Genomic DNA, 23,436 nt, shown 5'->3' with positions numbered 1-23,436 from the left:
ATTTGTCGATTTTGAAATCAAATTATATTGATTTTATATTAAAAGACAAGTAGTTACCATATTTATGAAAAAAATAGTTGAATACCGCAAACTACTAAATGTAGACAAAACTGCTGCGCTTAAAGATTTGAAAACAATTTATCGTAATGCGATGAAAGAAGCACATCCTGACAAATTTTCAGGAGATGAAGCTGGATTAAAAGCTGCTGAAGAAAATAGTAAAAAAATTATTGAAGCTTATCATTTCTTGGTAAGTATCAATCCGGAAACTCTTAAACAAAACTTACCAGAATATACTGAAACTATTGCAACTGCAACAATTTCAGATTATAAGTTTGTTGAAGGTCGATTGATAATCAATTTTTCAAATGGTAGTGTTTACGAGTATATTAGTGTACCAAAAGCAACTTATGTGAAAATGGTCAATGCAGATTCTCCTGGAAGATTTGCAAAAAGACATATTCTTAATTCTTTTACTTGGAGAAAAACGATAAACCAAGATTAATTTTTTAAGATAGAATATCCCAAGCACCCTATAGACGGGTGCTTTTTTATTTTAATATAATTTTATTCTTTGTTTTCGAAGAGTCCTTCAAAAAACAAACTTGTGTAATAAACTTATATTTAACAATTTAGCGATCAAAAGTAAATTTAAATATAAAATCATAAAACATCCTTGCGAAATATTTAAGTCCCAATGCAAAAAAGCAAAAGAAACTTTGGAGATATTGCAACTACAAAAATCTCAAATTGAATTAGTGCTTGAATCAAATCCTATCTCTTCGGGTTTAAACAAAAAATTGAGAGAAATCAATTTAGACATTAAGATTCCCGTTAATGAATTAGAACATGCGGATTACAGTAATGCAAAATGTGAAATTAGTCATCCTACATCTATAGAAAATACTTAATCCTATTGCTAAATAAAACATCCATAACCTTTTCCATTACTCGAAGGTCTGATTGTGTTGTTACTACTATTTATTTTTACTGAAATTAGGCTAAACAATTACTAATCAGTATTTTAAAATATATTGTTTTTTTAGAAATAGAAATCAAAAAAAATTACAAATTTGATTTAGTATAATATCGCCAATTATTTCGCTTTTAACGATCCTAAAAGCTTATTAAGAATAAAAAACTATAACAAAAATTTAAGTGCTAAAGTTATAGATAATTTATTTTTTTAAATACTTTTGCTGACTTAACTTAATTAACTAAATAAATAATGAAAAAAATAATTTTATTACTTTCTGCTGTTGTGATCTTGACTTCTTGTGCTAAAGATAAATATACCATCTCCGGTACTGCAACAGGATTTGAAAATGGAAAAACAGTGATCATGGAAACCCAAAATGAAAATGGTATGGGAATGATTGCTATCGATACTGTAAAAATTGAAAATGGTAAATTTGAAATTAAAGGAAAAGCTTTAGAGCCTACTTTTCATACATTACAAATTGAAGGAACACAAGAAAAAATTCCTTTCATTTTAGAAAATGGCGATATTACAATAGTAGTAAATAAAGACACTCTTCAAAAATCAAAAGTTTCAGGTACATATAACAACGATGAATATGTAACTTTCAATAAGGAAATTACTCAAGTTCAAAAGAAATTAATGGATTTCCAAACAAAAAACATGCAAGCAATGAATGCTGCACAACAAACTAAAGATACTGTTGTAATCAATGGTTTAATGAAAGATTTTGCTAAAATCCAGAAAGAAGTTGGCGAGGCTTCAAAAGCTAAATATGTAGCTTATGCTGAAACTCACCCAAAATCATTTATTTCTGTTTTAATTATTCAAGGAATGTTGAATGATCCAAGCGCTGATTCTAAAAAATCTGAAAAAATGTACAATGGCTTAGAGGAGTCTCTAAAAAATACGAAACCAGGTAAAGCAGTAAAAACAAAACTTGCCGAAATGAAATCACCGTCTGTTGGAACTACTCCTCCAGCGCCGGCTCCAGCTCCAGCAGCTGAAGCTAAATGAAGAGCAGATTTTTCTGGTCCTAACCCTGAAGGGAAAGTAATTTCTCTGAAAGAATGTTTAGGTAAAGTTACAATCGTTGATTTTTGGGCTTCTTGGTGTGGACCTTGTAGAGCAGAAAATCCAAATGTTGTAGCAATTTATAAAGACCTGCATTCAAAAGGTCTTAATATTGTTGGGGTATCTTTAGATAAAGATGCTAAAGCTTGGAAAGAAGCTATAGCTAAAGATAAATTGACTTGGAACCATGTTTCAAATTTAAAATTTTGGGATGAGCCTATTGCCAAACAATATAAAGTAAAATCTATTCCAGCCACTTTTATTCTTGATGCTTCAGGGAATGTAGTTGCAAAAGATCTAAGAGGTGAAGAATTAAGAGCGAAAATTATAGAGCTTTTGGCTAAATAAACGTAATTAATAGAATAAACTGAAAAATCTCCCTAGTGGAGATTTTTTTATTTTATTCAATACCAACACTTTAAAAATAATAGTAAAATTAAGTGCAAATATAGTTTGGAAACTTCAAAACAGTTTTTATATTTGCACCCGGTTAGCACAATAAGCAATGCTTGTTGAGTCTTGGGGAGATACTCAAGCGGCCAACGAGGGCAGACTGTAAATCTGCTGTGTAAACTTCGCAGGTTCGAATCCTGCTCTCCCCACTAAAACGTTTCAAGCAATTGAAACGTTTTTTTTATATAAAAATTTTGTAGGTTCTCCAACCCTGAAGTCTCCTAATTAGGGACTGCTATCAACATAAAATGTTTAACTTTTTTTTTTGCAAAAATAAATTCAAAAAAAATCCCATCTCTTTTTAAATGAGATGGGATTTATATAATTCATAATTTATTTTATTACTCCAAAATAAAACTTACACTAACATTAGCAGTAATATTAATTTCTCCCACTGCCAGCGTTTCTCTTGGAGCTTTAGAATCGCTCATTTCCATTGATTTCATGGCCGCATACATTGGTTGTGGATAATAAGTCTGTGAATTGTCAGATATTGTCATAGCACGCCCTACTTTTTGTCCCAGAACAGAAACATAATCCTCCGCTTTCATTTTTGCCTCTTTCATAGCTAATTTTCTAGCTTCAGATTGGTATTGAACCAACTTAGAAGATTGAAAGGTTACATTATCAATTCTATTAATCCCCTGGTCGACTAAACCGTCCATTAATTCATCATATTTTGATAAATCTCTTAGCAAAATTTCCACAGTCTGAGTTGCATTATAGCTGTGTTTCTTTTTTTCATAATCGTATTGTGGATTCAAAGAAACACGTTGGGTCTTGTAATCTGCGGCAGCCAAGTTCATTTTTTTAATAAATCTCAAAACGGCTTCCATTTTTTGATCATTGTCTTTTTTAACGTCTTTGGCGTTATTCCCTTTGGTTTCAATTGTTGCAAGTATAGTCGCCTGATCCGGAACAACCTTTACTTTACCTTCCCCATTTACATTTATTTGCGGAATTTGTTTAATTTCCTGACCATAAGAAAGTGTGAGAAATAGAATTGACAGAATTAGTAGTGCTTTTTTCATCTTATCTAATGTTTAATTGTTTTTTGTTGTACTACTCTTTCAAAAGTTGTGCCATTACTTATAACTTGCCCATTTTTTCCATCACAAAAAGAATAACTATGGGAATAGCCAATAAAATCACCATCAAGGTATGATCTACAAACAATTGAGGGTCTTTTATAAGTGTTATCATATATCCTCCAATAGCGCCTCCGAAATGCGCAGTGTGACCAATGTTATCATTTTTAGCTTTCATCCCATAAATAGAATACATTAAATAAAGAATTCCAAAAAGATAAGCTGGTATAGGAATAACGAAAAATAAACCCAACATCATATCCGGTTGTAATAATATCGCCGAATATAAAACACCTGTAACTGCCCCTGATGCTCCTACGGCTCTATAACTATAATCATTTTTATGCAAAATCATAGTCAATAAACTTCCAAAAATTAAACTCCCGATATAAATCAAAGCAAAAGAGAACTCTCCCAAATACTCAATAACAACAGGTGCAAAAAAATATAGCGTTAACATATTAAAAATCAGATGTGGAAAATCAGCATGAAGAAATCCTGACGAAAACATTCGGATTTGTTCTCCAGCTCGAATACTGCCCACATGAAACTCATATTTTCTAAAAAAAGAAAGGTCATTAAACCCTTTGTAACTCATCAGTACATTAGCAACTATTATTCCTATTAAAATGGCATTCATAAAGTATATTTATTTTGAATTGTAAATGTAGTGATTCTCCTAGATCTCTTTAGTAAGTGTTCAAAACTTATATCGATATTCATTTTTGCCTTATATTTGCATAAAAAATTACTGAATGCAATTTCTTATATTTATAATAGCTTATCCATTTCTATGGATGATTTCTATTCTCCCTTTTCGCATTTTTTATTGGTTATCTGACTTCGTCTATTTTATAGTCTATTACATCATTGGTTACCGAAAGAAAACCGTTAGAGCAAATTTAACCTTGGCGTTACCTCATCTTAATGACGAAGAACGTCTCGTCATAGAGAAAAAATCCTATCAGCATTTATGCGACATGTTCATGGAAATGATAAAAACCATGACCATTTCGTCTGAAGAAATGAACAAAAGATTCGTAATAACAAATCTGGAGGTTATTAAGGACTATGAGAAAAAAGGAAAAAGTATTATGCTAATAGCTTCTCATTATGCAAGTTGGGAATGGCTGATTACACTGAACCAAAAAATATCTTTTCAAGGTGTCGGTGTTTACAAAAAATTAGCTAACAAGTATTTTGATAAACTCGTTCGAGATATTCGATCAAAATACAACACAGAATTAGTTCCAACGTATAAAACAATTCCATTGATTGCAGCTAATCAAAAAAATGGGATTCATTGTGTATATGGACTAGCCAGCGATCAATCTCCAAAAGCAGACCGGATATTCCATTGGGATAGCTTCATGGGTGTCGAAGTTCCTGTTCATACCGGCCCTGAAATGTTAGCCAAAAAATATGATATGACCGTAGTTTTTGCCAAAGTAAAAAAGGTTAAAAGAGGGTATTACGAACTTACCATAATTCCTTTAAGTGACAATCCAAATTCAGTTCCCGGCTTTGGGATTACTCATACCTTTATAAAAGAAGTAGAAAAACAAATACACGAAGCTCCTGAATATTATTTTTGGACGCATAAAAGATGGAAACATAGGAAATAGTGTTTATTTAAAGGTATCTAACAAAAAAAAATCAAGAAAAAATTACATAGTATAAACAATTACGTTTATGCGATGTGATTTTTATGTTTCTTTTAAACATCCTCTTTCCAGCTCTATTTACAATATTTTCAATTCTCATTTAACTCTTTCAATTGAATAGTCAATATGGTTTTTTTACCTGAAGAAACTCAGGAATACCGACATCGTCCTTTGCAACTTCCTAACACGGAGCTCGGATTTCCTCTGCCAATAAAAAAACCAACAAAAAAATTAATCTTTATTGGTTTTAATAATTAAAAAGATACAGGATTGTTTTATTTATTTTTTCCAAACTCTATCTGCGAAGGTTGCATCAACTTCAGCATTAGTAATGTGATTGGAGTAATTACTCATTAATTTTACTGCAATTCCTGCAATAATACCCAACACATGCACTTCTTCATATCCAGCTGCTAAAAAAGAATCTACGTCTGATTGGGCAGCATTACCACGCGTTGAAGTAAGAATTCGTGTTAATGTAGACAATGCTGCTAATTTTTCATCCGGAACTTGTTTTCCATCACGGATGGCGTTTGTTACTTCTGTTGGAACTTTTGACATTTTATCCGCAATAAAACTATGAGCTGCAACGCAATAGTCACAATTATTCTCGAAAGCTACTGATAAAAAAATAACTTCCTGCTCCACAGAATTAAAACCTGAATTAGCTCTGAAACTGTTGTAAGAATAAATATAGGAATCCAACAAAGCAGGATTTTGTCCCATTTTCGTGTACATATTAGGAATAAAACCCAAACCTTTTTGTGTTTTATCAAAAATTTCCTGTGAGATTGGAGAAATTGAATTATTTTCTAATTTTAAATGTGCCATTTTTTTCTTTTTTAAGTTAAATAACGGCTATGCTATCTAACAAAACAAAGATAGCATGAATAGGTCGAAAAAACTTTTGTAATTAGTTCAATAATTTGCCTATTTGGTTCAATCGATACGTTGAAGGAATACAATTGAATTTATCATGAAAGAGAGTGGAAAAATTAGCCAAATCGTTAAAACCGCAATCAAAAGCAATATCCGTGACTCTCTCTTCTGAAACAAATAAATACTGCTGCTTTTTCTAACTATTTATTCCGAATATAATTCGCAGGACTGTCATTGTAATTTTTTTCGAATACACTTTTAAAAGAAGAAAGACTAAGATTTGCCATTTGTGCAAAGTCATCCATAGTAAAATGTGAAAATAAATTATTCTCGATAACTTGTTTAAGAGAATAACTTGTAGGAGAGAAAAGTTGAGATAAAATTTGCTGAATTACAAGAGCATTTTTTGTCTGACACAATAACAAAACAATCTCTTTTAACTTTATGATCAAAATATCCTCATTTATAAATGTTGGCTTATCAAAGTAAAACAACATGCCTTCAATGTATTTTTGTATTAGAAAATCATTATTGATTTTTCCTAAACTTACACTTAGATCTCTTTTCGCAGGCTCTTGAAAAATCTTTGGTAAATCCGTATTGTAATTTTTTTTAGGATTTCAGGATGAAAATGAACAATTACAATCTGATTATTTTTTGATGTTGTACTATTTCTAATTTGGCTAAAATAATTACCACACTTTAATATGACAGCAACATTAACTGGAATAGTAACGCTTTTATTTTCAATTCATACTTAATGTGACCTTCTACCAGGTAAATAAAACAAGCTTCCTCTGGCATTGGATTTGGTATTTTAAAAGGGGTTTCAATAATCACTTTCTCAAAATGATTTTCCCAAATAATTCATGTTGTTTTCTAAAAAGTATCATTATTTAGTATCGGTTTCCATTTATTGACTGCAGAAAATTAGCCTTTTTTATTTAAGTTAAAAACTGTAGGCTTTTATAAGCTTACAATGTAATTTTATTCTGGATAGTTAGATTCCTAATATGTTAACTTATTGTCTTTATATTACTTTTAATACAAGTTTATCTTCATTGTTTTATTTATTTATCCAATCTAAAAAAATACTAATGAAACAAATGTTCAGTCTTATAACGAAAACCAATTTTTAACCAATTCATCTTCTAAAGGTTTTGCGTTCTGATGCACAAACTCATTGGTAGCCGAATTATAATCATAATCCAAAGCCCAGGTTTTATGACTTTCGGCCAATGCTTTTATTCCGTTACAGACGAATTCAATTTCAGCATTTGTAGTTGTTGGATGAATAGACATTCTGATCCAACCCGGTTTTCTGATTAAATCGCCTAAAGTGATTTCGTCAATTAATTTATGGGAGGTTTCTTGGTCTACATGCAACAGAAAATGACCATAAGTTCCCGCGCAACTGCAACCTCCACGAGTTTGAATTCCAAATTTATCGTTCAGCAATTTCACCCCTAAATTAAAATGCAAGTCCTCAATAAAAAAAGAAATCACCCCTAATCTATCCTGATGTTGACCGGCAAGGATTTTAATATTTGGCACATTACCTAATGATTCAAAAACATAATCAACGATTTCGTGCTCGCGTTTCAGAATATTATCAATTCCCATTTTCTCTTTCAACTGAATAGCTAATGCGGTTTTTATGACTTGAAGAAAACCAGGTGTTCCGCCATCTTCCCTATCTTCAATATTATCGATGTATTTGTGTTCTCCCCATGGATTCGTCCAACTTACGGTTCCTCCTCCGGGATTATCAGGAACTAAATTTAGATATAATTTTTTATTAAAAACCAAAACGCCACTTGTTCCTGGGCCTCCAAGGAATTTATGTGGTGAAAAGAAAATGGCATCCAAATAACTTTCCGGATCTTCGGGATGCATATCTATTTTTACATAAGGTCCAGAACAGGCAAAATCTACGAAACACAATCCATTATGCTGATGGATCAATTTTGCTGCTTCATGATACGGCGTTCTGATTCCCGTAACATTGGAACAAGAAGTGATCGAAGCAATTTTGAAAGTTCTATCTTTATATTTTTCAAGAAGTATTTCTAAATTTTCAACACTGAACAAACCATCTTCAGTAGACGGAATTACTTCAACATCAGCAATAGTTTCTAGCCAAGAAGTTTGATTGGAATGGTGTTCCATATGCGAAATAAAAACTATTGGCTTTTTTTCGACTGGGATAGTGATAAAATCTTTTAGGTTTTCAGGTACTTTTAAACCCAAAATACGTTGGAATTTATTAACAACTCCTGTCATTCCGGTTCCATCAGTTATTAAAACATCGTCACGATTTGCATTAACGTGCTGTTTGATAATATAACGTGCCTGATGATATGCTTTAGTCATTGCTGTTCCCGAAACGGTAGTTTCTGTATGTGTATTTGCCACAAAAGGACCAAATTCATTCATCAGTTTTTCTTCAATAGGGCGATATAAACGACCACTGGCTGTCCAATCTGTATAAATAATTTGTTGCTGCCCGTAGGAAGTTTCAAATTTTTGATTGATTCCAATAATGTTATCGCGAAACTGTTGGAAGTATTGTTCTAATTGAGTTGGCATTTCTGTGGTGGTCATTGTTACTTAATTTGAGTTCAAAGATATCGATTTTTACTAAATAGTCTTTTTCAAATATCGTTAATCCCATCATTAAACTAAATTAAAAAAATTGGCTAAATGTAAACTAGCTGACAAAGAATAAACCGGATTGCTTTTAAATTTGATTACTTGATTAAGTATGAATTAAAATCCATTTTGACTATGAAAAAAATTGCATTTTTATTACCCATCTTCTTTACCCTACTTTCCTGTAAGATTGAAGGTCAATTGACTCGGAAACCAGAGCAAGATGCTGGAATTCCTGAAAATACAATTCCTGTATTTACAGGCAATTTTATGCCAACTTCAGGTATAAATGTTAATGGTTCTGCTAAAATTTATTTAAATGCAAATCAGAATGATGTGCAATTGGAAAATTTTAGTATTTCTAATGGCCCAGATTTAAAGGTATATCTTTCTAAAACAGATACGCCAACCGACTTTGTTACTTTAGCAAATTTAACTTCGGGAACCGTTTACAAAATTCCGTCGCGAGTAGATGTTTCACTTTATAAATATGTACTAATTACTTGCCAGCAATACAATCATCTTTTTGCAATAGCACAATTATCCAAAAATTAAAAACATACGCATGAAAAAAATAATATTAATTTTTGCTTTAGGATTCGTTTCAAATTCCCATGCACAAGGATGGAGTGACGCGGGGATTTGTTCAATTGCCAACAGCTTTCATACTTCAGATCGAGAATATAAAAACAGAATATAAATAGGAAGTTTTTTTGGCGCTGGTGAAGCCGATGTTTCTTATTTTTCACCTTCTGTTACCTATACAACGACTGTGAATGACCGCTTATCGTTAAGTTCAAAAATCACGTACTCGGTCGCTAGTGGAAGTTTTGGAAAAAGAGGAGGTTTGGGTGATGGGTATTTAATAGGAAATTACAATTGGAAAATAAAAACTAAAACCCAATGGAGTACTCTATTAAGTTTTAAAATACCTTTTACCACTTCGAATCAAAAAATTAATGGTTTTTCACTTCCGCTAGACTATCAGTCGAGCCTTGGAACTTTTGACTTGATTGCGGGATTGAATTTAAATTATAAGAAATGGGACTTAAATACCGGTTTTCAGATTCCTCCATTCAATAACAATAAAAATTCATATTTTAAGGAGTTTTCTAACTCGGATGATTTTCCTTCTACCAATTTATTCGAAAGAAAATCTGATGCGCTTTTTAGAACAACTTATTCCTTTCAAATTGCAAATAATAAATTCACTTTTAAGCCCAATATTTTATTTATCTATCATTTAGGTGAAGATAACTATGAAAATACTTTTGGAAAAAGAGAAAACATTAAAAACTCTGATGGATTGACCATTAATGGGAATTTAATTGTTTCTTATACGATTAATTCTAAAAATTCTATAGAGTTATCAGTTGCTACTCCATTTGTAGTGAGAGAAATTAGACCAGATGGCTTAACGCGGAAATTTACTGGAGGGCTTATTTATAAATACTCTTTTTAGACCTCCAGCAAAAGAAAAAGAAATAGAAGTACAAACAAAAAAATGTCCAAGAATTCTTGGACATTTTTAATATATACTTGGTAGGTTTTATAAATCAAACCCTACTGAAAATTGCCAAACTCTGTTGTGCGCCTGACCATTATCATACAGATCTCCTAAGCCCAAATGATAACGAACACCTAAACTTATACCGGAATCGGTTTTAAAACCACCTCCAAAGTTCATTCCCCAGTCAAAATTGTTTGGATCGTATTCTTGTGAACTACTAATAAAACCATTGTACTCTTCTTTGTGAGAAATCGCCAATCCTATTTGTGGGCCTGCTTCCAAAAAGAAATTTTTAGAAGGGTACGCTTTAAGCATTACCGGTAAATTGATATAATTTAATTTTTGCGTAAATGTCCCGTTACTGTCTTTGATCTCATATCCTTGTTGAGAATACATTAATTCCGGTTGAATTGAAAAATTTGGGCTAATAAATTCCTCACCGTAAACACCTACATGAAATCCATGACGTTGTCCTGTTTCTCCTTGACCATCATAATTTACTGCGGCTAAATTATACCCGCCTTTTATACCTGCGCTTGATTTGTGATACGTTTTATTTTGGGCACTGATTGAAGCTACCATCCCAAAAAATAAGGCTAATACTAAATTCTGCTTTTTCATAAAATTACTGTTTTTGAATTATTATATTTATACTATTTTATTTTCCTCCATTGGCACGCAGATCTGCAATACATTGCGCGTCCAACTGCGGCGCTGATCCACCTGAAACCATATTCCCAATACCATTTCCTGTTTCTGAAGACCAAAACATTAAGCAACTATTTACATTACAATGCTTAGCATGTGCCGTATCTTCATGATTACTTTGCAAAGCAGTACCAAGGTTTGTTAGTCCAAGAATATGTCCAAACTCGTGTGTAATTACGGTCGTTTCAAGCAAAGCCCTGTTGGGCTCAAATGGACTGTCGCTTAAACCTTGAACGGTTTTCTCATAAATAACAAATGAAGTATTTCTATATGCGGTTCCTAAAATAACACTTGTACTGGTATCACTAGTTGATTGTCCATCGGCAAAGAATGCCCATATTGCTACTTGATTTGCCGTATTGTATTTTGTTCTGTTAGCATCCTCAATTGCTGCGATTTCTTCATTTGTATAAGGAGCATTCCCAGGCGAGGTAATTGCTCTTTTAATTACAGTTATTCCCTCAGGTTTATAGGTTCTTGCTTCTAGAAACGCTACGAAGTTGTTTATTGCGGCAGTTGTGGGTTCAAAACCTACGACATAAACCAATTCAACAACTGTACTTTTAAAAGTATTGTCAGATAATAAATCATTTGCCGAACTACCGGTAGGCTTTTTATTGTTAGCAATGGAACTTCCTGTCCCGGAAACGTTACTTAAATCATCCTCTTTTGAACAGGATAGTAATAAGCCAAAACATATCGTTAGTACTGCAATTCTTTTTTTCATTATTATCTTTTTAGGTTATTAGTTAATTTATAAATAACAGCCACAGTATTTACCGCAACTGTTATTTATTATATAGCATTCAAATTAAACCCTGCTTTATATTTGTTTCAAAACTACTGTTACTGCTGCGTTAGTAGTACTTTGTAATGAAATTGATGTCGCAGTAAAACTAATTACTTTCCAATTATTGTTTAATAAATTGAATGTCGCATTACCAGAAAAATTCAATTTAAGAAAAACTTCTAATTGTGAACTTACAGCATAGGTTCCATTTACAGTTGCGCTTAATGTACTAACAGCAGTTACAGATAAATTATTTGCAAAATCAACCGTGTAATCTTTATAGTTAGTTGCGGTATTGACTCCTGAAGTTAAAAATGATTCCACTTTAAACTTTCCATTTACCAAAATTGTCTCTAGTTTTTTTGAATTTTCAATCGCAGCTGCCATCGTCGCTTCTGTTTTTAGAGATGCATTAATAGTCGATTGAAATTCGGCGTCACTTGAAATTGTTGTTTTTGTACCATCAATAAGTGTAACTGTCATTGGGTATTTTACTGAAAATAATTCCGTGCTACTTACATTAGACATATACGTGTATAATTGTTGTTCGGATGTGATGACAACACTTCCTGTTTGTACTAAACTTACATTATAGGTTAAAATTGTAATTGGGAAGTTAATATTTACCGAAGAAATGGCATCTTGTCCAGAAGCCTCTGCTGATGTACACGCATTAAGAATAGCATTATACTCGGTTTGATTAATAACAGTAGCCTCTGTATAGTTACTTAATCTTACTTTTAAAGGGAATTGCAAAACGACAGTATCTTGATTATTATTGTATTGCCCTAAAATAGAAATTACCTGTTGGTAATCCAGTTGACTTAAAATTGAAACCTGAATACCATTAACTTTTGCACTAGCTGGTAGTACAATTGAAGAGCAAGAAGCTCCATCAATAAAATCATCAAATGAGCCATCGTACATAGAAGTACGTTTTAAATTGTTTGCAGTCGTAGAATTGGCTGCATTTGTATTTGGATTTTCTCCGTAAACATCGTTTACTTCACTTTGACAAGAAGTAAAACCTAAAATAGCCATTAGTGCAATCCCTGTAATCGTTTTTAATTTTTTCATGATTTTCAAATTTAATGTTTTTTTATATTTACAAGCGGTCTTTCTTGCGCCTTTCTGTTAGTAAGACAACTCTCTTTATATTTACCCTACCCTAAATTCTAAAAAAAATAAAATAATTAATCAAATAAAACGCAACACATTTATTTACAATATTTTAAACATTTAAATTTTAATTAAAATAAAGTAAACTCATAATTTGCAACATTAATTTTGAAAAAAAAATTTACTTTTACCACCTACCAAAATGAAATAGTATTAAATGAGCGACGATAACACTAAACTTTGCGAAGAAAATCATTTTAGAGACTTTTACTTAAAACATGTCCAATCGGCAAATAACTTTGCTTATTATAAGTGTGGAGATAACGAAGCTGCATTAGACTTGGTACAGGATGCATTTACTAAAATTTGGGAGAATTGTTCCAAAATTGATTTTAGTAAAGTAAAAACCTATTTGTTTACCAGCATCAATAATTTATTTCTAAACAATATCAAGCATCAAAAAGTCGTACTGGCTTATGCTAAAGAATCTCCAAATTTAGATACCAACAATCAAAGTCCTGAATATTTATTAGAAGAAGAAGAATTTAAACAAAAACTTACCCATGCAATCGCATCATTAAGCGAAGTGCAAAGGGAAGTGTTTTTACTGAATCGTATTGATGGAAAAAAGTATAGAGAAATAGCAGAGTTACTCGATATCTCTCAAAAAACCGTAGAGAAAAGAATGTCTGGAGCACTACAAATATTAAAAGCCCAAATAGAAAATATATAATTAGTCATTTAGCTATAGGGTAAATACAAAGTTAGTTGTCTTATAAACATAGAAATATAAAATGAAAAACGAAAAAGAGATATTAAAATGGTTGAATAATGGGCTTTCAAGCAAAGAAATTGAGGATTTAAAACAATCTGAAGGTTTTGAAACGCTGGAAAAAATTGCTCATTATGCATCACAATTGGAAACTCCAAAAGTGGATGCAGCTGTTGCGCTTGAAGCTTTTAAGCTCAGAAACAAAACTAAAAAAGAAATAAAAGTTAGAACATTAAACTTTAAAACATTCTATAAAGTTGCTGCTGTTCTGGCTATTTTATTAACTTCATCCTATTTTTTATTCTTTAATAATACTACCTCATTTGAAACTCAAATAGCACAAACGAAAACCTTCAATCTTCCCGATAACTCAGAAGTAACATTAAATGCTGCTTCAAAAATAACTTTCAATGAAAAGAAATGGAAAGAAAAAAGAGATTTATCACTGCAAGGCGAAGCTTATTTTAAGGTGCAAAAGGGACAAACTTTTAGTGTTAATACCTCCGATGGAATCGTTCAAGTACTAGGCACACATTTTAATGTAAAACAACGGGACAACTATTTTGAAGTTCATTGTTACGAGGGATTAGTAAGTGTAACGTATAAAAATGAAACCGTAAAATTACCACCTGGTAAAACATTTCGAGTTATAAATGACATTATCGAAAATGTTGAAGATTTTAATGCCCAAAATCCTTCGTGGATTCAACAAGAATCAAGTTTTAATCAAATACCATTAAATCAGGTTATTGCAGAATTGGAGCGTCAATATAATATAAAAATTAAAGTGAAGGATGTGGATACTTCAAAACTTTTTACGGGAAGTTTTACACATACTGACAAAGAAATAGCGCTTCAAGCGGTTACAATTCCGCTTCAATTAAGTTACAGCACCGAAGGCAAAAATATTATATTTTACAACTATGGTCTTAAATAAATGGCTGATTTATTTGCTACTTTTTATTGGCAATATTTGTTACGGACAAAATACAGCTAAAAAAACACCTTTGACCGAGGTCATTATTTCCCTCGAAAAACAATTCAATGTTAAGTTTTCGTATGCTGTTGAAGATGTAGCCATCATTAAAATTGACAAACCGAATGCTTCTTTTACATTACAAGAAATAATTGATTATTTAAATTCGAAAACCACTCTGAATTTCAAGGCGTTAGACGATCGATATGTTACAATTTCTGTGCTAAACAAAACAATATCTGTTTGTGGAATTGTTTCCGACGAAAAAAAATCTCCTTTAGTTGGCGCTTCAATATTGGTAAATGATATTGGAAAAAGTACCATAACAGATGAAACGGGAAAATTTAAATTACAGAACATTCCGATCAATGCAATACTAAGCATTTCCTATTTGGGTTTTGAATCCAAACAATTTGAAGCAAGCGAATTGTTTTCTGCACAAAAAAACTGCAAAGAAATTGTTCTATCTGCAAAAAATGAGGAACTGAATCAGGTTTTGATAAATGTCTATTTAACCCCTGGATTACAAAAATATTTAGATGGAAGCACTGTTTTAAACACTAAAAAATTTGGTATTCTTCCCGGATTAATAGAACCGGACATTTTGCAATCTATACAAGCGCTTCCCGGTGTTGAAAGTTCCAATGAAAGCATCGCTAATATCAACGTTCGTGGCGGTACTAATGATCAAAATTTAATCCTGTGGGATAATATCAAAATGTACCATTCCGGTCACTTTTTCGGTTTAATTTCTGCTTACAACCCAAACCTTACCGAAAAAGTAGTGGTGAGCAAAAACGGAACAAGTGCTGAATATAGCGATGGCGTTTCCAGCACGATAAGTATGTACACTAAGGATATCATATTTAATACGTTTACAGGAGGCGGAGGAATAAATCTACTCAGTGCCGATGCGTTTTTGGAAATCCCTATTGCTAGAAACCTGGCACTACATATATCCGGACGCCGTTCTATTACCGAATTATTTAAATCCCCTACCTATACCCGATATTTTGAACGCAGTTTTCAAGACAGTGAAATCAATGCCGACAGCGATAAAAATGATACTTCATCTGACTTTTACTTCTATGATTATACGGCTAAATTGCTTTTTGATTTAAATGAAAAACATCAATTCAGAGCTAACGTTATTGGGATTAATAATGCGTTAGATTATTCAGAACGTTTAACTGCAAACTCAAATACAAACCAATCTAAAACCAGTAACCTATCTCAGAAAAATATTGGTTACGGAGGAAATTGGAAAGCACAATGGAGTCCAAAATTAAGCTCCAACTTCAACACTTACTTTTCTAGATATAATATTGATGCTACGGATTATAGAGTTGAAACGGATCAACGCTTGACTGAAGCCAATGAAGTGCTTGAAACGGGAGTAAAATTGAATACTTATTACAAAACTAATGAGCACTTAAATTTCTTAGTTGGTTATCAATTAAATGAAACGGGTATGCTCAATCAAACCGTTGTTAGTAATCCTTCCTACTCCAGCACCATAAAAGACGTATTGCGAAATCATGCTGTATTTTCTGAAGCCGAATTCAACAAAAAAAACACCTATTTGAGAGTTGGGGTACGCTTAAATTATTTTCAAAAATTTGCAAAGTTTTTGGTGGAGCCGAGAATAAACTTTAGACAAAAATTATCAAACGAATTTGCGTTAAAACTTGAAGGAGAATTTAAAAACCAATCTACTACTCAAATTGTAGATTTTGAGGATGATTTTCTAGGTGTGGAGAAAAGACGTTGGGTTCTGGTAAATAATAATGATATTCCTATTGCCATAAGCAAGCAGGGTTCTGTTGGTGTGGAATTCAATAAAAATAAGCTAATGGTTGATCTTACGGGTTTCATAAAAAAAGTTGACGGAATCACCGCCTCCAATCAGGGATTTTATAACAATTTTCAATATAAAAATGCTCATGGCAGCTATATTGTAAAAGGCATCGAGTTTTTAGCAAATAAGACTGCTCGCAACTATAGTACTTGGATTAGTTATACTTTTAGTGTCAATGATTATGAATTTGAAATTTTTAATCCATCGACATTCCCGAATAATGCAGATATTAGACATTCGATTTCTTTTGGCCTTAACTATGAAATTAATAAAAACTTAAAAGCCTCTATTGGCGGAATTTGGAGAAATGGACAACCATATACAAAACCAGTTAAAGGTGATGAAACAGTAACCATTGGCAATACAACGATGGTCAATTATGATAGCCCTAATGGTAGCAGCCTAAATAATTTCATGCGTTTGGATGCATCCTTTAGTTATAACTTTAATGTTACAAATGCCATAAAGGCAACTGTGCGTGCAGGTATAATTAATTTAACTAACGAAGATAATATAATCAATAGGTATTACAAGGTCGATCCAAACAACACTGATAACGCTATAAAAGTGGATAACAAATCACTTGGCCTAACCCCAAATGTAAGTTTTAGAGTGAATTTTTAATTCCATTTTATACCGCATAAGAAAAATTAAAACCCTTTCAAATTTTATTTTGAAAGGGTTCCTATTATATAAAAACATGAAATTAAATTCCTGCTACTGCTTTTATTTCTTCAATGATTCGAAGTGCTAACACATCTGCTTTTTCTTGTGAAGAAGCTTCTGTGTAAATACGAATAATTGGCTCGGTATTCGATTTTCTCAGATGAACCCAATTTTCTGCAAAATCAATTTTTACTCCGTCAATGGTTGTGATATCTTCATTTTTGTATTTCTCCGTCATAGCAACAAGAATCTCATCAACATCAATTTGTGGTGTCAATTCAATTTTATTTTTGCTCATATAATATTCAGGATACGAAGCGCGCAAAGCCGAAACAGTCATTTTTTTGTTGGCCAAATGCGTTAAAAACAATGCCACTCCCACCAAACTATCGCGACCGTAATGCAATTCCGGATAAATGATTCCGCCGTTTCCTTCACCGCCAATCACCGCATTATTCTTCTTCATCAATTCCACTACATTTACCTCGCCTACGGCACTGGCTTCATAGCTTCCGTTATGTAAATTGGTAACATCACGCAAGGCACGAGACGACGACATATTTGACACGGTGTTTCCTGGTGTTTTACTCAAAACATAATCGGCGCAAGCCACCAAGGTATATTCTTCACCAAACATTTCACCGTTTTCGCAAATGAAAGCCAAACGATCCACATCGGGATCTACCACGATACCTAAATCGGCTTTTTCTTTAACTACTAATTCTGAAATATCCGTCAAATGTTCTTTTAAAGGTTCCGGATTATGAGGAAAATGTCCGTTTGGTTCACAATATAATTCTACTACTTCCACGCCCATTAATTCCAGTAATCTTGGAATAATAATCCCTCCTGAAGAATTTACACCATCCACCACCACTTTAAATTTAGCCGCTTTTACAGCATCAACATCTACAAGTGGTAAATTTAAGACCTCGTCAATATGAATATCCATATACGCATCGTTAATCATAATAGCGCCTAAATCATCCACATCCGAGAAATCGAAAGCTTCCGCCTCAGCAATTTCAAGAATTTTAAGCCCTTCTTCGCCATTCAGGAATTCTCCTTTTTCGTTCAATAATTTCAAGGCATTCCATTGTTTAGGATTGTGCGAAGCAGTAAGAATAATTCCACCTTCCGCTTTTTCAAGAGGAACAGCAACTTCAACCGTTGGTGTTGTTGAAAGCCCTAAGTCAATAACATCAATTCCCAAACCTATTAAAGTATTCACTACTAGATTGTGAATCATGGGGCCAGAAATACGAGCATCACGACCTACAACAACAGTAATTTTTTCTTTACCAATATATTTTTTCAACCAAGTTCCATACGCCGAAGCAAATTTAACCGCATCAACTGGTGTAAGATTATCACCTACTTTACCTCCTATTGTTCCCCGAATTCCTGATATTGATTTTATTAAAGTCATTGATTATTATTTTAATTTTTGAAATATAAATTTTAAATTGCTCACAAATATAATAATTGACGGTTTATAAAAGTCATTTAGAATTCAAAATTCATCATTTAAATTCCTAAATTAGGCGAATGAATTTTCTAGCACATATCTATCTTTCCGGCGATAATAATTTAATCAAAATTGGCAATTTCATGGCCGACGGAATTCGTGGAAAACATTTTGAGAGTTATCCTTTAGAAATTCAAAAAGGAATCATCCTGCATCGTGCTATTGACACTTTTACCGATGCACATCCCATTTTTAGACAAAGTACTAAAAAACTTCATCAAAATTACCATCATTATGCCGGAGTGATTGTAGATGTTTTTTATGATCACTTTTTGGCAAAAAACTGGAACACTTATTCTGATGAGAAATTGGAAGAATTTGTAGCAAGGTTTTATCAATCTTTACAGGATAACCATACCACTCTTTCGGAAAGGACCAAGGAAATAATGCCCTATATGATTGAGCAAAATTGGCTCGTTAGTTATCAAACGGTGGAAGGAATTAATCGAATTTTGACGCAAATGGATCAACGTACCAAAAACGAATCTAAAATGCGCTTTGCTACTAATGAACTTTCAGAATTTTATACGGAATTTGAAAAGGAGTTCACTAATTTTTTTCAAGAATTAATACAATTTTCGAATACTAAAATAATCACTATATGAAAAAAATACTATTCTTACTGGCCTTTGCCGTTTTGGGTTGCAAATCGAATGAAAAAACGGTAGAACCCACTGGTTTAGTAACTTCAAAAGCCATGGTCGTTTCGGCACGGGAAGAAGCTTCACAAATTGGAGTTGAAATCATGAAAAAAGGTGGAAACGCTTTTGACGCTATGGTAGCGACTGAACTGGCTTTGGCGGTTTCACATCCACAGGCAGGAAATATTGGTGGTGGCGGTTTCATGGTTTTCAGAAAAGCCAATGGCGAAACAGGTGCTATAGATTACCGAGAAAAAGCACCTTTGTCAGCATCAAAAGATATGTTCTTGGATAAAAACGGAAATGTTATTGAAGGTAAAAGTAGAGAAACCGCTTTGGCATCCGGAATTCCGGGTACCATTGCAGGAATATTTGAAGTACATAAAAAATATGGTTCTTTACCCATAGGTGAAATTCTTAAACCTGTAATTGCTTTGGCAGAAAGAGGTGTTGTCGTTACTAAATTTCAAGCGCAAAGTCTAGCGGATTACCGAGCTTCTTTCATCAAGGTTAACGGGCGTAACAGTTTATTTTCAAAAGAATATAAAGAAAATGACACTATTAAATATCCAGCATTAGCAGCTACTTTAAAAAGAATTGCAATGAATGGCCGTGATGAATTTTATCATGGAGAAACCGCTCAAAAACTAGTTGCTTTTTTAGCCAATAAAGGCGGAAATGTAACAATGGAGGATTTGAAAAAATACCAAGCAAAATGGAGAACACCCATTACATTTCAATATAAAGAATTAAAGATTACCTCAATGTCTCCACCAAGCAGTGGCGGAATTTGTTTGAATCAAATCATGAAAATGATTGAGCCTTATAACCTTTCACAAATGGGACACAACAGTCAAAAAACGATTCAGGTAATTACGGAAGCGGAACGAAGAGCGTATGCCGACCGGAATTATTTCTTGGGAGATCCTGATTTTGTAAAACTTCCGTTGAAAGAATTAGTCGATCAAACCTATTTAGAAAAGAGAATGACTGATTTTTCATTCGATCAAGCTTCAAAATCTTCGGATATCGCTAATGGGAAAATTAAAGGATATGAAAGCAAGCAAACCACTCATTATTCGATTGTGGATGCCAAAGGGAATGCTGTATCAGTAACGACTACATTAAACGACAATTATGGTTCTAAAATATATTGTGATGAATTGGGTTTCTTTTTAAACAATCAAATGGACGATTTCAGCGCAAAGCCAGGTGTTCCAAATTTATATGGACTTACAGGAACGGAAGCCAACAGCATTGCTCCCGAAAAAAGAATGCTGAGCTCTATGTCGCCAACAATTGTGGAGAAAGACGGTAAACTTTTTATGGTTGTGGGAACGCCGGGCGGGTCAACTATCATTACATCCGTTTTACAAACGATATTGAATGTGTATGAATTTGGAATGAGCATGCAAAAAGCGGTAAACGCACCTCGTTTTCATCATCAATGGCTACCCGATGAAATTACATTTGAACCAAATTCTTTTGATAAAGAATTATTAAATAACTTGAAAAAAAAGGGATATATTATCAATGAAAAAAACAAGGAAATCATTGGAGAAGTAGATGCTGTTTTAATTCTTCCAAATGGTAAACTAGAAGGTGGTGCAGATAAAAGAGGTGATAATAAAGCGGTTGGTTTTTAAATTTATACTATTCTAATGAAAAAAATTATTATTCTATTGAGTGTTCTTTCTATTGGTTGTAAAACGCAAAACGTTATGGTTAATCCCACAGGACTAGTAGCTAATGAAGCAATGGTAGTTTCGGCACGTGAAGAAGCTTCCAAAATTGGAGTTCAAATTATGAAGAAAGGCGGCAATGCTTTTGATGCGATGGTGGCAACCGAACTGGCGCTTGCAGTGGCTTATCCGTTTGCAGGAAACCTTGGTGGAGGAGGTTTTATGGTATATCGAAAAGCAAATGGCGAAATTGGTTCTTTGGATTACCGAGAAAAAGCACCATTAGCAGCCACTAAAGATATGTTCCTTGACGAAAAAGGAAATGTTATAAAAGGAAAAAGTACTGCTACAGCTTTGGCCATTGGCGTGCCTGGAACGATTGCCGGAGTTTTTGAAGTTCATAGAAAATTAGGCTCCTTGCCTATAGAAGAAATATTAAAACCTGTAATTGCATTAGCAGAAAGAGGTGTGATTGTTACTAAGAAACAAGAACTTCGTTTTAATGATTATAAAGCGGAAATATTAAAAAAAAACGGACCAAATTCTCTCTTTTCGACTGTTTTCAAAGTAAATGACTTTATAAAATATACTGCTTTAGCGGCTACTCTAAAAAGAATTTCTAAAAATGGCAGAGACGAATTTTACATCGGAGAAACAGCCAAAATATTAGTCAAATACCTTCAAGAAAAAGGAGCTATTATCACCTTGGAAGATTTGTCCAAATATGAAGCTAAATGGCGTACTCCTCTTACTTTTGATTACAAAGATTTAAAGATAATCTCCATGTCTCCGCCAAGCAGTGGCGGAATATGCCTGGCAGAAATATTCAAAATGATTGAGCCCTATGACCTGGCAAAAATGGGTCATAATTCATCCCAAGCCATTCAGGTTATAGTTGAAGCCGAAAGAAGAGCGTACGCGGACAGAAGTTATTTTCTGGGGGATCCTGATTTTGTAAAAATACCTGTAAAGGAATTAATGTCAGATGAATATTTGAAACAGAGAATGTCAAACTTTAGTTTTGATAAAGCCACTTTATCAACTGATATAAAACAAGGAAAAGTAAATTATAACGAGAGTATGGAAACTACTCATTATTCTATCGTAGATCATTTTGGTAATGCCGTTTCTGCCACCACAACATTAAACGACGGCTATGGTTCGAAATATTATTGTGATGAATTGGGCTTTTTTCTAAATAATGAAATGGATGATTTCAGTGCCAAACCGGGTGAACCCAATATGTTTGGATTAGTTGGAAATGAAGCCAACAGTATTGCACCACAAAAACGAATGTTGAGTTCTATGACTCCAACTATTGTAGAGAAAAAAGGCAAATTATTTATGGTTGTGGGTTCCCCTGGCGGTTCTACGATAATCACATCAGTATTACAAACGATATTAAATGTTTATGAGTATTCTTTGAGTATGCAGGAAGCGGTAAATGCGCCTCGTTTTCATCACCAATGGTTACCAGATTTAATTACTTTTGAGCCTAATACTTTCAACACTAAAACCTTTGAAACCTTGAAATCAAAAGGATATCTTATCAACGAAAAAACGACACCCGTAATAGGTAAAGTGGATGCGATTTTGGTTTTACCAAATAAAAAACTGGAAGGTGGTGCTGATTTTAGAGGAGACGATAAAGCGGTGGGATTTTAGCCCTTCGTCTGCGCTCAGGATGACCAAAAATTTACTATTTATGAACTTTATAATTGTCTTAGAAAACGCTTTTAAACAAAATAAGAATCCAGAAAATGCTTTGTCCATGGCAAAATACATGAAAAATAACTTTCTTTTTTTTGGAATAAAAACAGACGACAGAAGACGCATTTTTACAGAAATTTGGAAAGAAAACAAACAAGAAGTTACCGAAAATGTTAGAGAAATTGCAGTTGCGTTATATTCTAAACAAGAACGGGAATTTCATTATTGTGCTATTGAAATTTTGATAAAAGAACTCAAAGGAAATTATAAAAAAGAGGATATTCAATTAATTGAAAAACTGATAGGCAACAATTCTTGGTGGGATAGTGTCGATACAATTGCAAAGTACATTTTAGGAGAATATTTATTAGAATTTCAATCGGAAACAAAAAATGTAATGGAACGATTTTCAAATTCAGAGAATATGTGGTTGAACCGAAGTGCTATTTTATTTCAATTGGGTTACAAACAAAAAACGAAAGCTGCTTTTTTATTTTCAGAATGCATCAAACAGGCTCATTCTAAGGAATTTTTTATTCAAAAAGCAATTGGCTGGGCATTACGGGAATATGCAAAAATAAATCCCGAAGAAGTGAAGGATTTTGTTCTAAACAGTGATTTAAAACCATTAAGTACAAAAGAAGCATTAAAAAATATTTTGTTGCCCTTAAAATAGTAGTAATTTTG

The 23,436-nt window shown here is 33.0% G+C and carries 24 protein-coding genes, 1 tRNA gene and 1 pseudogene; 16 read left to right on the top strand and 10 right to left on the bottom strand.

The features are described 5' to 3' along the window. The first annotated feature begins 64 nt into the window (after positions 1–64). From ACFX5D_RS07655 to ACFX5D_RS07635, 5 genes and pseudogenes are all read left to right on the top strand, one after another. On the top strand, positions 65–505 hold the full coding sequence (locus tag ACFX5D_RS07655) for a KTSC domain-containing protein (protein ID WP_379857648.1): 441 nt from the start codon (positions 65–67) through the stop codon (positions 503–505). 223 nt (positions 506–728) lie between these two features. Next, positions 729–911, top strand: a complete 183-nt coding sequence (locus ACFX5D_RS07650; RefSeq protein ID WP_379857647.1) for a hypothetical protein — start codon at positions 729–731, stop codon at positions 909–911. 317 nt (positions 912–1,228) lie between these two features. Continuing rightward, positions 1,229–1,996 (top strand): DUF4369 domain-containing protein, encoded by a 768-nt coding sequence (locus ACFX5D_RS07645; protein ID WP_379857646.1) that lies wholly within the window; start codon positions 1,229–1,231, stop codon positions 1,994–1,996. 18 nt (positions 1,997–2,014) lie between these two features. After that, positions 2,015–2,401, top strand: a pseudogene (locus tag ACFX5D_RS07640) (TlpA family protein disulfide reductase); the annotation flags it as partial. 173 nt (positions 2,402–2,574) lie between these two features. Continuing rightward, positions 2,575–2,655 (top strand) — tRNA-Tyr (locus ACFX5D_RS07635). Positions 2,656–2,847: 192 nt separating this feature from the next. Here ACFX5D_RS07635 and ACFX5D_RS07630 read toward each other — a convergent pair. Then, a complete protein-coding gene (locus ACFX5D_RS07630) occupies positions 2,848–3,537 on the bottom strand; it encodes an SIMPL domain-containing protein (protein WP_379857645.1) in 690 nt (229 codons plus the stop codon). Between the two features lie 58 nt (positions 3,538–3,595). Next, positions 3,596–4,234, bottom strand: a complete 639-nt coding sequence (locus ACFX5D_RS07625; RefSeq protein ID WP_379857644.1) for a rhomboid family intramembrane serine protease — start codon at positions 4,232–4,234, stop codon at positions 3,596–3,598. 115 nt (positions 4,235–4,349) lie between these two features. On the opposite strand from ACFX5D_RS07625, the gene ACFX5D_RS07620 reads away from it, so the two are divergent. Continuing rightward, positions 4,350–5,219, top strand: a complete 870-nt coding sequence (locus tag ACFX5D_RS07620; protein WP_379857643.1) for a lysophospholipid acyltransferase family protein — start codon at positions 4,350–4,352, stop codon at positions 5,217–5,219. A gap of 318 nt (positions 5,220–5,537) precedes the next feature. Here the strand turns inward: ACFX5D_RS07620 and ACFX5D_RS07615 are convergent, their stop codons facing one another. The 4 genes from ACFX5D_RS07615 to ACFX5D_RS07600 all read right to left on the bottom strand — a co-directional run bounded on the left by ACFX5D_RS07615 (position 5,538) and on the right by ACFX5D_RS07600 (position 8,741). Further along, on the bottom strand, positions 5,538–6,089 hold the full coding sequence (locus ACFX5D_RS07615; RefSeq protein WP_379857642.1) for a carboxymuconolactone decarboxylase family protein: 552 nt from the start codon (positions 6,087–6,089) through the stop codon (positions 5,538–5,540). 82 nt (positions 6,090–6,171) lie between these two features. Next, positions 6,172–6,288 carry a hypothetical protein gene (locus ACFX5D_RS07610; protein WP_379857670.1) on the bottom strand — a complete coding sequence of 39 codons (117 nt, stop codon included), beginning with the start codon at positions 6,286–6,288 and terminating at the stop codon, positions 6,172–6,174. A 49-nt stretch (positions 6,289–6,337) separates the two neighbouring features. Beyond that, on the bottom strand, positions 6,338–6,673 hold the full coding sequence (locus tag ACFX5D_RS07605) for a helix-turn-helix transcriptional regulator (protein WP_379857669.1): 336 nt from the start codon (positions 6,671–6,673) through the stop codon (positions 6,338–6,340). Between the two features lie 580 nt (positions 6,674–7,253). Further along, the gene (locus ACFX5D_RS07600) at positions 7,254–8,741 is read right to left on the bottom strand and encodes an aminotransferase class V-fold PLP-dependent enzyme (protein WP_379857641.1); all 1,488 of its coding nucleotides are present in this window, start codon (positions 8,739–8,741) and stop codon (positions 7,254–7,256) included. Between the two features lie 183 nt (positions 8,742–8,924). Between ACFX5D_RS07600 and ACFX5D_RS07595 the strand changes: the two genes are divergently transcribed. From ACFX5D_RS07595 to ACFX5D_RS07585, 3 genes are all read left to right on the top strand, one after another. Beyond that, positions 8,925–9,344, top strand: coding sequence for a DM13 domain-containing protein (locus ACFX5D_RS07595; protein ID WP_379857640.1), 420 nt, complete (start codon positions 8,925–8,927; stop codon positions 9,342–9,344). 10 nt (positions 9,345–9,354) lie between these two features. Beyond that, entirely contained in the window at positions 9,355–9,489 is a 135-nt protein-coding gene (locus tag ACFX5D_RS07590) for a hypothetical protein (protein ID WP_379857639.1), read from the top strand. A gap of 72 nt (positions 9,490–9,561) precedes the next feature. Beyond that, positions 9,562–10,251: a hypothetical protein gene (locus tag ACFX5D_RS07585; RefSeq protein WP_379857638.1), complete on the top strand. Its 690-nt coding sequence runs from the start codon at positions 9,562–9,564 to the stop codon at positions 10,249–10,251. 87 nt (positions 10,252–10,338) lie between these two features. On the opposite strand, the gene ACFX5D_RS07580 is transcribed toward ACFX5D_RS07585, so the two are convergent. The 3 genes from ACFX5D_RS07580 to ACFX5D_RS07570 form a co-directional block, all read right to left on the bottom strand. Further along, the gene (locus ACFX5D_RS07580) at positions 10,339–10,920 is read right to left on the bottom strand and encodes a porin family protein (protein WP_379857637.1); all 582 of its coding nucleotides are present in this window, start codon (positions 10,918–10,920) and stop codon (positions 10,339–10,341) included. Positions 10,921–10,957: 37 nt separating this feature from the next. Then, on the bottom strand, positions 10,958–11,734 hold the full coding sequence (locus ACFX5D_RS07575) for a membrane metalloprotease (RefSeq protein WP_379857636.1): 777 nt from the start codon (positions 11,732–11,734) through the stop codon (positions 10,958–10,960). A 96-nt stretch (positions 11,735–11,830) separates the two neighbouring features. After that, complete coding sequence (locus ACFX5D_RS07570; RefSeq protein WP_379857635.1) at positions 11,831–12,874, bottom strand: hypothetical protein; 1,044 nt, start codon at positions 12,872–12,874, stop codon at positions 11,831–11,833. A 259-nt stretch (positions 12,875–13,133) separates the two neighbouring features. On the opposite strand from ACFX5D_RS07570, the gene ACFX5D_RS07565 reads away from it, so the two are divergent. The 3 genes from ACFX5D_RS07565 (at position 13,134) to ACFX5D_RS07555 (ending at position 17,146) form a co-directional block, all read left to right on the top strand. Then, positions 13,134–13,649, top strand: a complete 516-nt coding sequence (locus tag ACFX5D_RS07565) for an RNA polymerase sigma factor (protein ID WP_379852873.1) — start codon at positions 13,134–13,136, stop codon at positions 13,647–13,649. A gap of 61 nt (positions 13,650–13,710) precedes the next feature. Then, positions 13,711–14,625, top strand: coding sequence for a FecR family protein (locus ACFX5D_RS07560; protein ID WP_379857634.1), 915 nt, complete (start codon positions 13,711–13,713; stop codon positions 14,623–14,625). Beyond that, positions 14,612–17,146 (top strand): TonB-dependent receptor plug domain-containing protein, encoded by a 2,535-nt coding sequence (locus tag ACFX5D_RS07555; RefSeq protein WP_379857633.1) that lies wholly within the window; start codon positions 14,612–14,614, stop codon positions 17,144–17,146. Before ACFX5D_RS07560 ends, ACFX5D_RS07555 begins: the two co-directional genes overlap by 14 nt. 82 nt (positions 17,147–17,228) lie before the next feature. On the opposite strand, the gene glmM is transcribed toward ACFX5D_RS07555, so the two are convergent. Continuing rightward, on the bottom strand, positions 17,229–18,617 hold the full coding sequence (glmM, locus tag ACFX5D_RS07550; protein ID WP_379857632.1) for a phosphoglucosamine mutase: 1,389 nt from the start codon (positions 18,615–18,617) through the stop codon (positions 17,229–17,231). A 119-nt stretch (positions 18,618–18,736) separates the two neighbouring features. On the opposite strand from glmM, the gene ACFX5D_RS07545 reads away from it, so the two are divergent. The 4 genes from ACFX5D_RS07545 to ACFX5D_RS07530 are packed head-to-tail and all read left to right on the top strand — an operon-like array spanning position 18,737 to position 23,425. Further along, entirely contained in the window at positions 18,737–19,321 is a 585-nt protein-coding gene (locus ACFX5D_RS07545) for an acyl carrier protein phosphodiesterase (RefSeq protein WP_379857631.1), read from the top strand. Continuing rightward, the gene (gene ggt, locus ACFX5D_RS07540) at positions 19,318–21,003 is read left to right on the top strand and encodes a gamma-glutamyltransferase (RefSeq protein WP_379857630.1); all 1,686 of its coding nucleotides are present in this window, start codon (positions 19,318–19,320) and stop codon (positions 21,001–21,003) included. The genes ACFX5D_RS07545 and ggt (ACFX5D_RS07540) overlap by 4 nt, the downstream gene beginning before the upstream one ends. Before the next feature lie 15 nt (positions 21,004–21,018). Next, positions 21,019–22,704, top strand: a complete 1,686-nt coding sequence (gene ggt, locus ACFX5D_RS07535) for a gamma-glutamyltransferase (protein WP_379857629.1) — start codon at positions 21,019–21,021, stop codon at positions 22,702–22,704. A 40-nt stretch (positions 22,705–22,744) separates the two neighbouring features. Continuing rightward, positions 22,745–23,425: a DNA alkylation repair protein gene (locus ACFX5D_RS07530; RefSeq protein WP_379857628.1), complete on the top strand. Its 681-nt coding sequence runs from the start codon at positions 22,745–22,747 to the stop codon at positions 23,423–23,425. The last annotated feature ends 11 nt before the right edge of the window (positions 23,426–23,436 follow it).

This window comes from Flavobacterium fructosi (genome assembly GCF_042787335.1).
GTDB classification, from domain to species: Bacteria; Bacteroidota; Bacteroidia; order Flavobacteriales; family Flavobacteriaceae; genus Flavobacterium; species Flavobacterium fructosi.
This window is presented reverse-complemented; position numbering and strand designations above follow the sequence as displayed.

Bases quoted from the DNA above. Each gene is read 5' to 3' on its own strand.
- ACFX5D_RS07655 (WP_379857648.1), top strand. From the start codon at position 65: ATGAAAAAAATAGTTGAATACCGCAAACTACTAAATGTAGACAAAACT.
- ACFX5D_RS07645 (WP_379857646.1), top strand. From the start codon at position 1,229: ATGAAAAAAATAATTTTATTACTTTCTGCTGTTGTGATCTTGACTTCT.
- ACFX5D_RS07630 (WP_379857645.1), bottom strand. From the start codon at position 3,537: ATGAAAAAAGCACTACTAATTCTGTCAATTCTATTTCTCACACTTTCT.
- ACFX5D_RS07625 (WP_379857644.1), bottom strand. From the start codon at position 4,234: ATGAATGCCATTTTAATAGGAATAATAGTTGCTAATGTACTGATGAGT.
- ACFX5D_RS07620 (WP_379857643.1), top strand. From the start codon at position 4,350: ATGCAATTTCTTATATTTATAATAGCTTATCCATTTCTATGGATGATT.
- ACFX5D_RS07615 (WP_379857642.1), bottom strand. From the start codon at position 6,089: ATGGCACATTTAAAATTAGAAAATAATTCAATTTCTCCAATCTCACAG.
- ACFX5D_RS07600 (WP_379857641.1), bottom strand. From the start codon at position 8,741: ATGACCACCACAGAAATGCCAACTCAATTAGAACAATACTTCCAACAG.
- ACFX5D_RS07595 (WP_379857640.1), top strand. From the start codon at position 8,925: ATGAAAAAAATTGCATTTTTATTACCCATCTTCTTTACCCTACTTTCC.
- ACFX5D_RS07590 (WP_379857639.1), top strand. From the start codon at position 9,355: ATGAAAAAAATAATATTAATTTTTGCTTTAGGATTCGTTTCAAATTCC.
- ACFX5D_RS07580 (WP_379857637.1), bottom strand. From the start codon at position 10,920: ATGAAAAAGCAGAATTTAGTATTAGCCTTATTTTTTGGGATGGTAGCT.
- ACFX5D_RS07575 (WP_379857636.1), bottom strand. From the start codon at position 11,734: ATGAAAAAAAGAATTGCAGTACTAACGATATGTTTTGGCTTATTACTA.
- ACFX5D_RS07570 (WP_379857635.1), bottom strand. From the start codon at position 12,874: ATGAAAAAATTAAAAACGATTACAGGGATTGCACTAATGGCTATTTTA.
- ACFX5D_RS07565 (WP_379852873.1), top strand. From the start codon at position 13,134: ATGAGCGACGATAACACTAAACTTTGCGAAGAAAATCATTTTAGAGAC.
- ACFX5D_RS07560 (WP_379857634.1), top strand. From the start codon at position 13,711: ATGAAAAACGAAAAAGAGATATTAAAATGGTTGAATAATGGGCTTTCA.
- ACFX5D_RS07555 (WP_379857633.1), top strand. From the start codon at position 14,612: ATGGTCTTAAATAAATGGCTGATTTATTTGCTACTTTTTATTGGCAAT.
- glmM (WP_379857632.1), bottom strand. From the start codon at position 18,617: ATGACTTTAATAAAATCAATATCAGGAATTCGGGGAACAATAGGAGGT.
- ACFX5D_RS07545 (WP_379857631.1), top strand. From the start codon at position 18,737: ATGAATTTTCTAGCACATATCTATCTTTCCGGCGATAATAATTTAATC.
- ggt (WP_379857630.1), top strand. From the start codon at position 19,318: ATGAAAAAAATACTATTCTTACTGGCCTTTGCCGTTTTGGGTTGCAAA.
- ggt (WP_379857629.1), top strand. From the start codon at position 21,019: ATGAAAAAAATTATTATTCTATTGAGTGTTCTTTCTATTGGTTGTAAA.
- ACFX5D_RS07530 (WP_379857628.1), top strand. From the start codon at position 22,745: ATGAACTTTATAATTGTCTTAGAAAACGCTTTTAAACAAAATAAGAAT.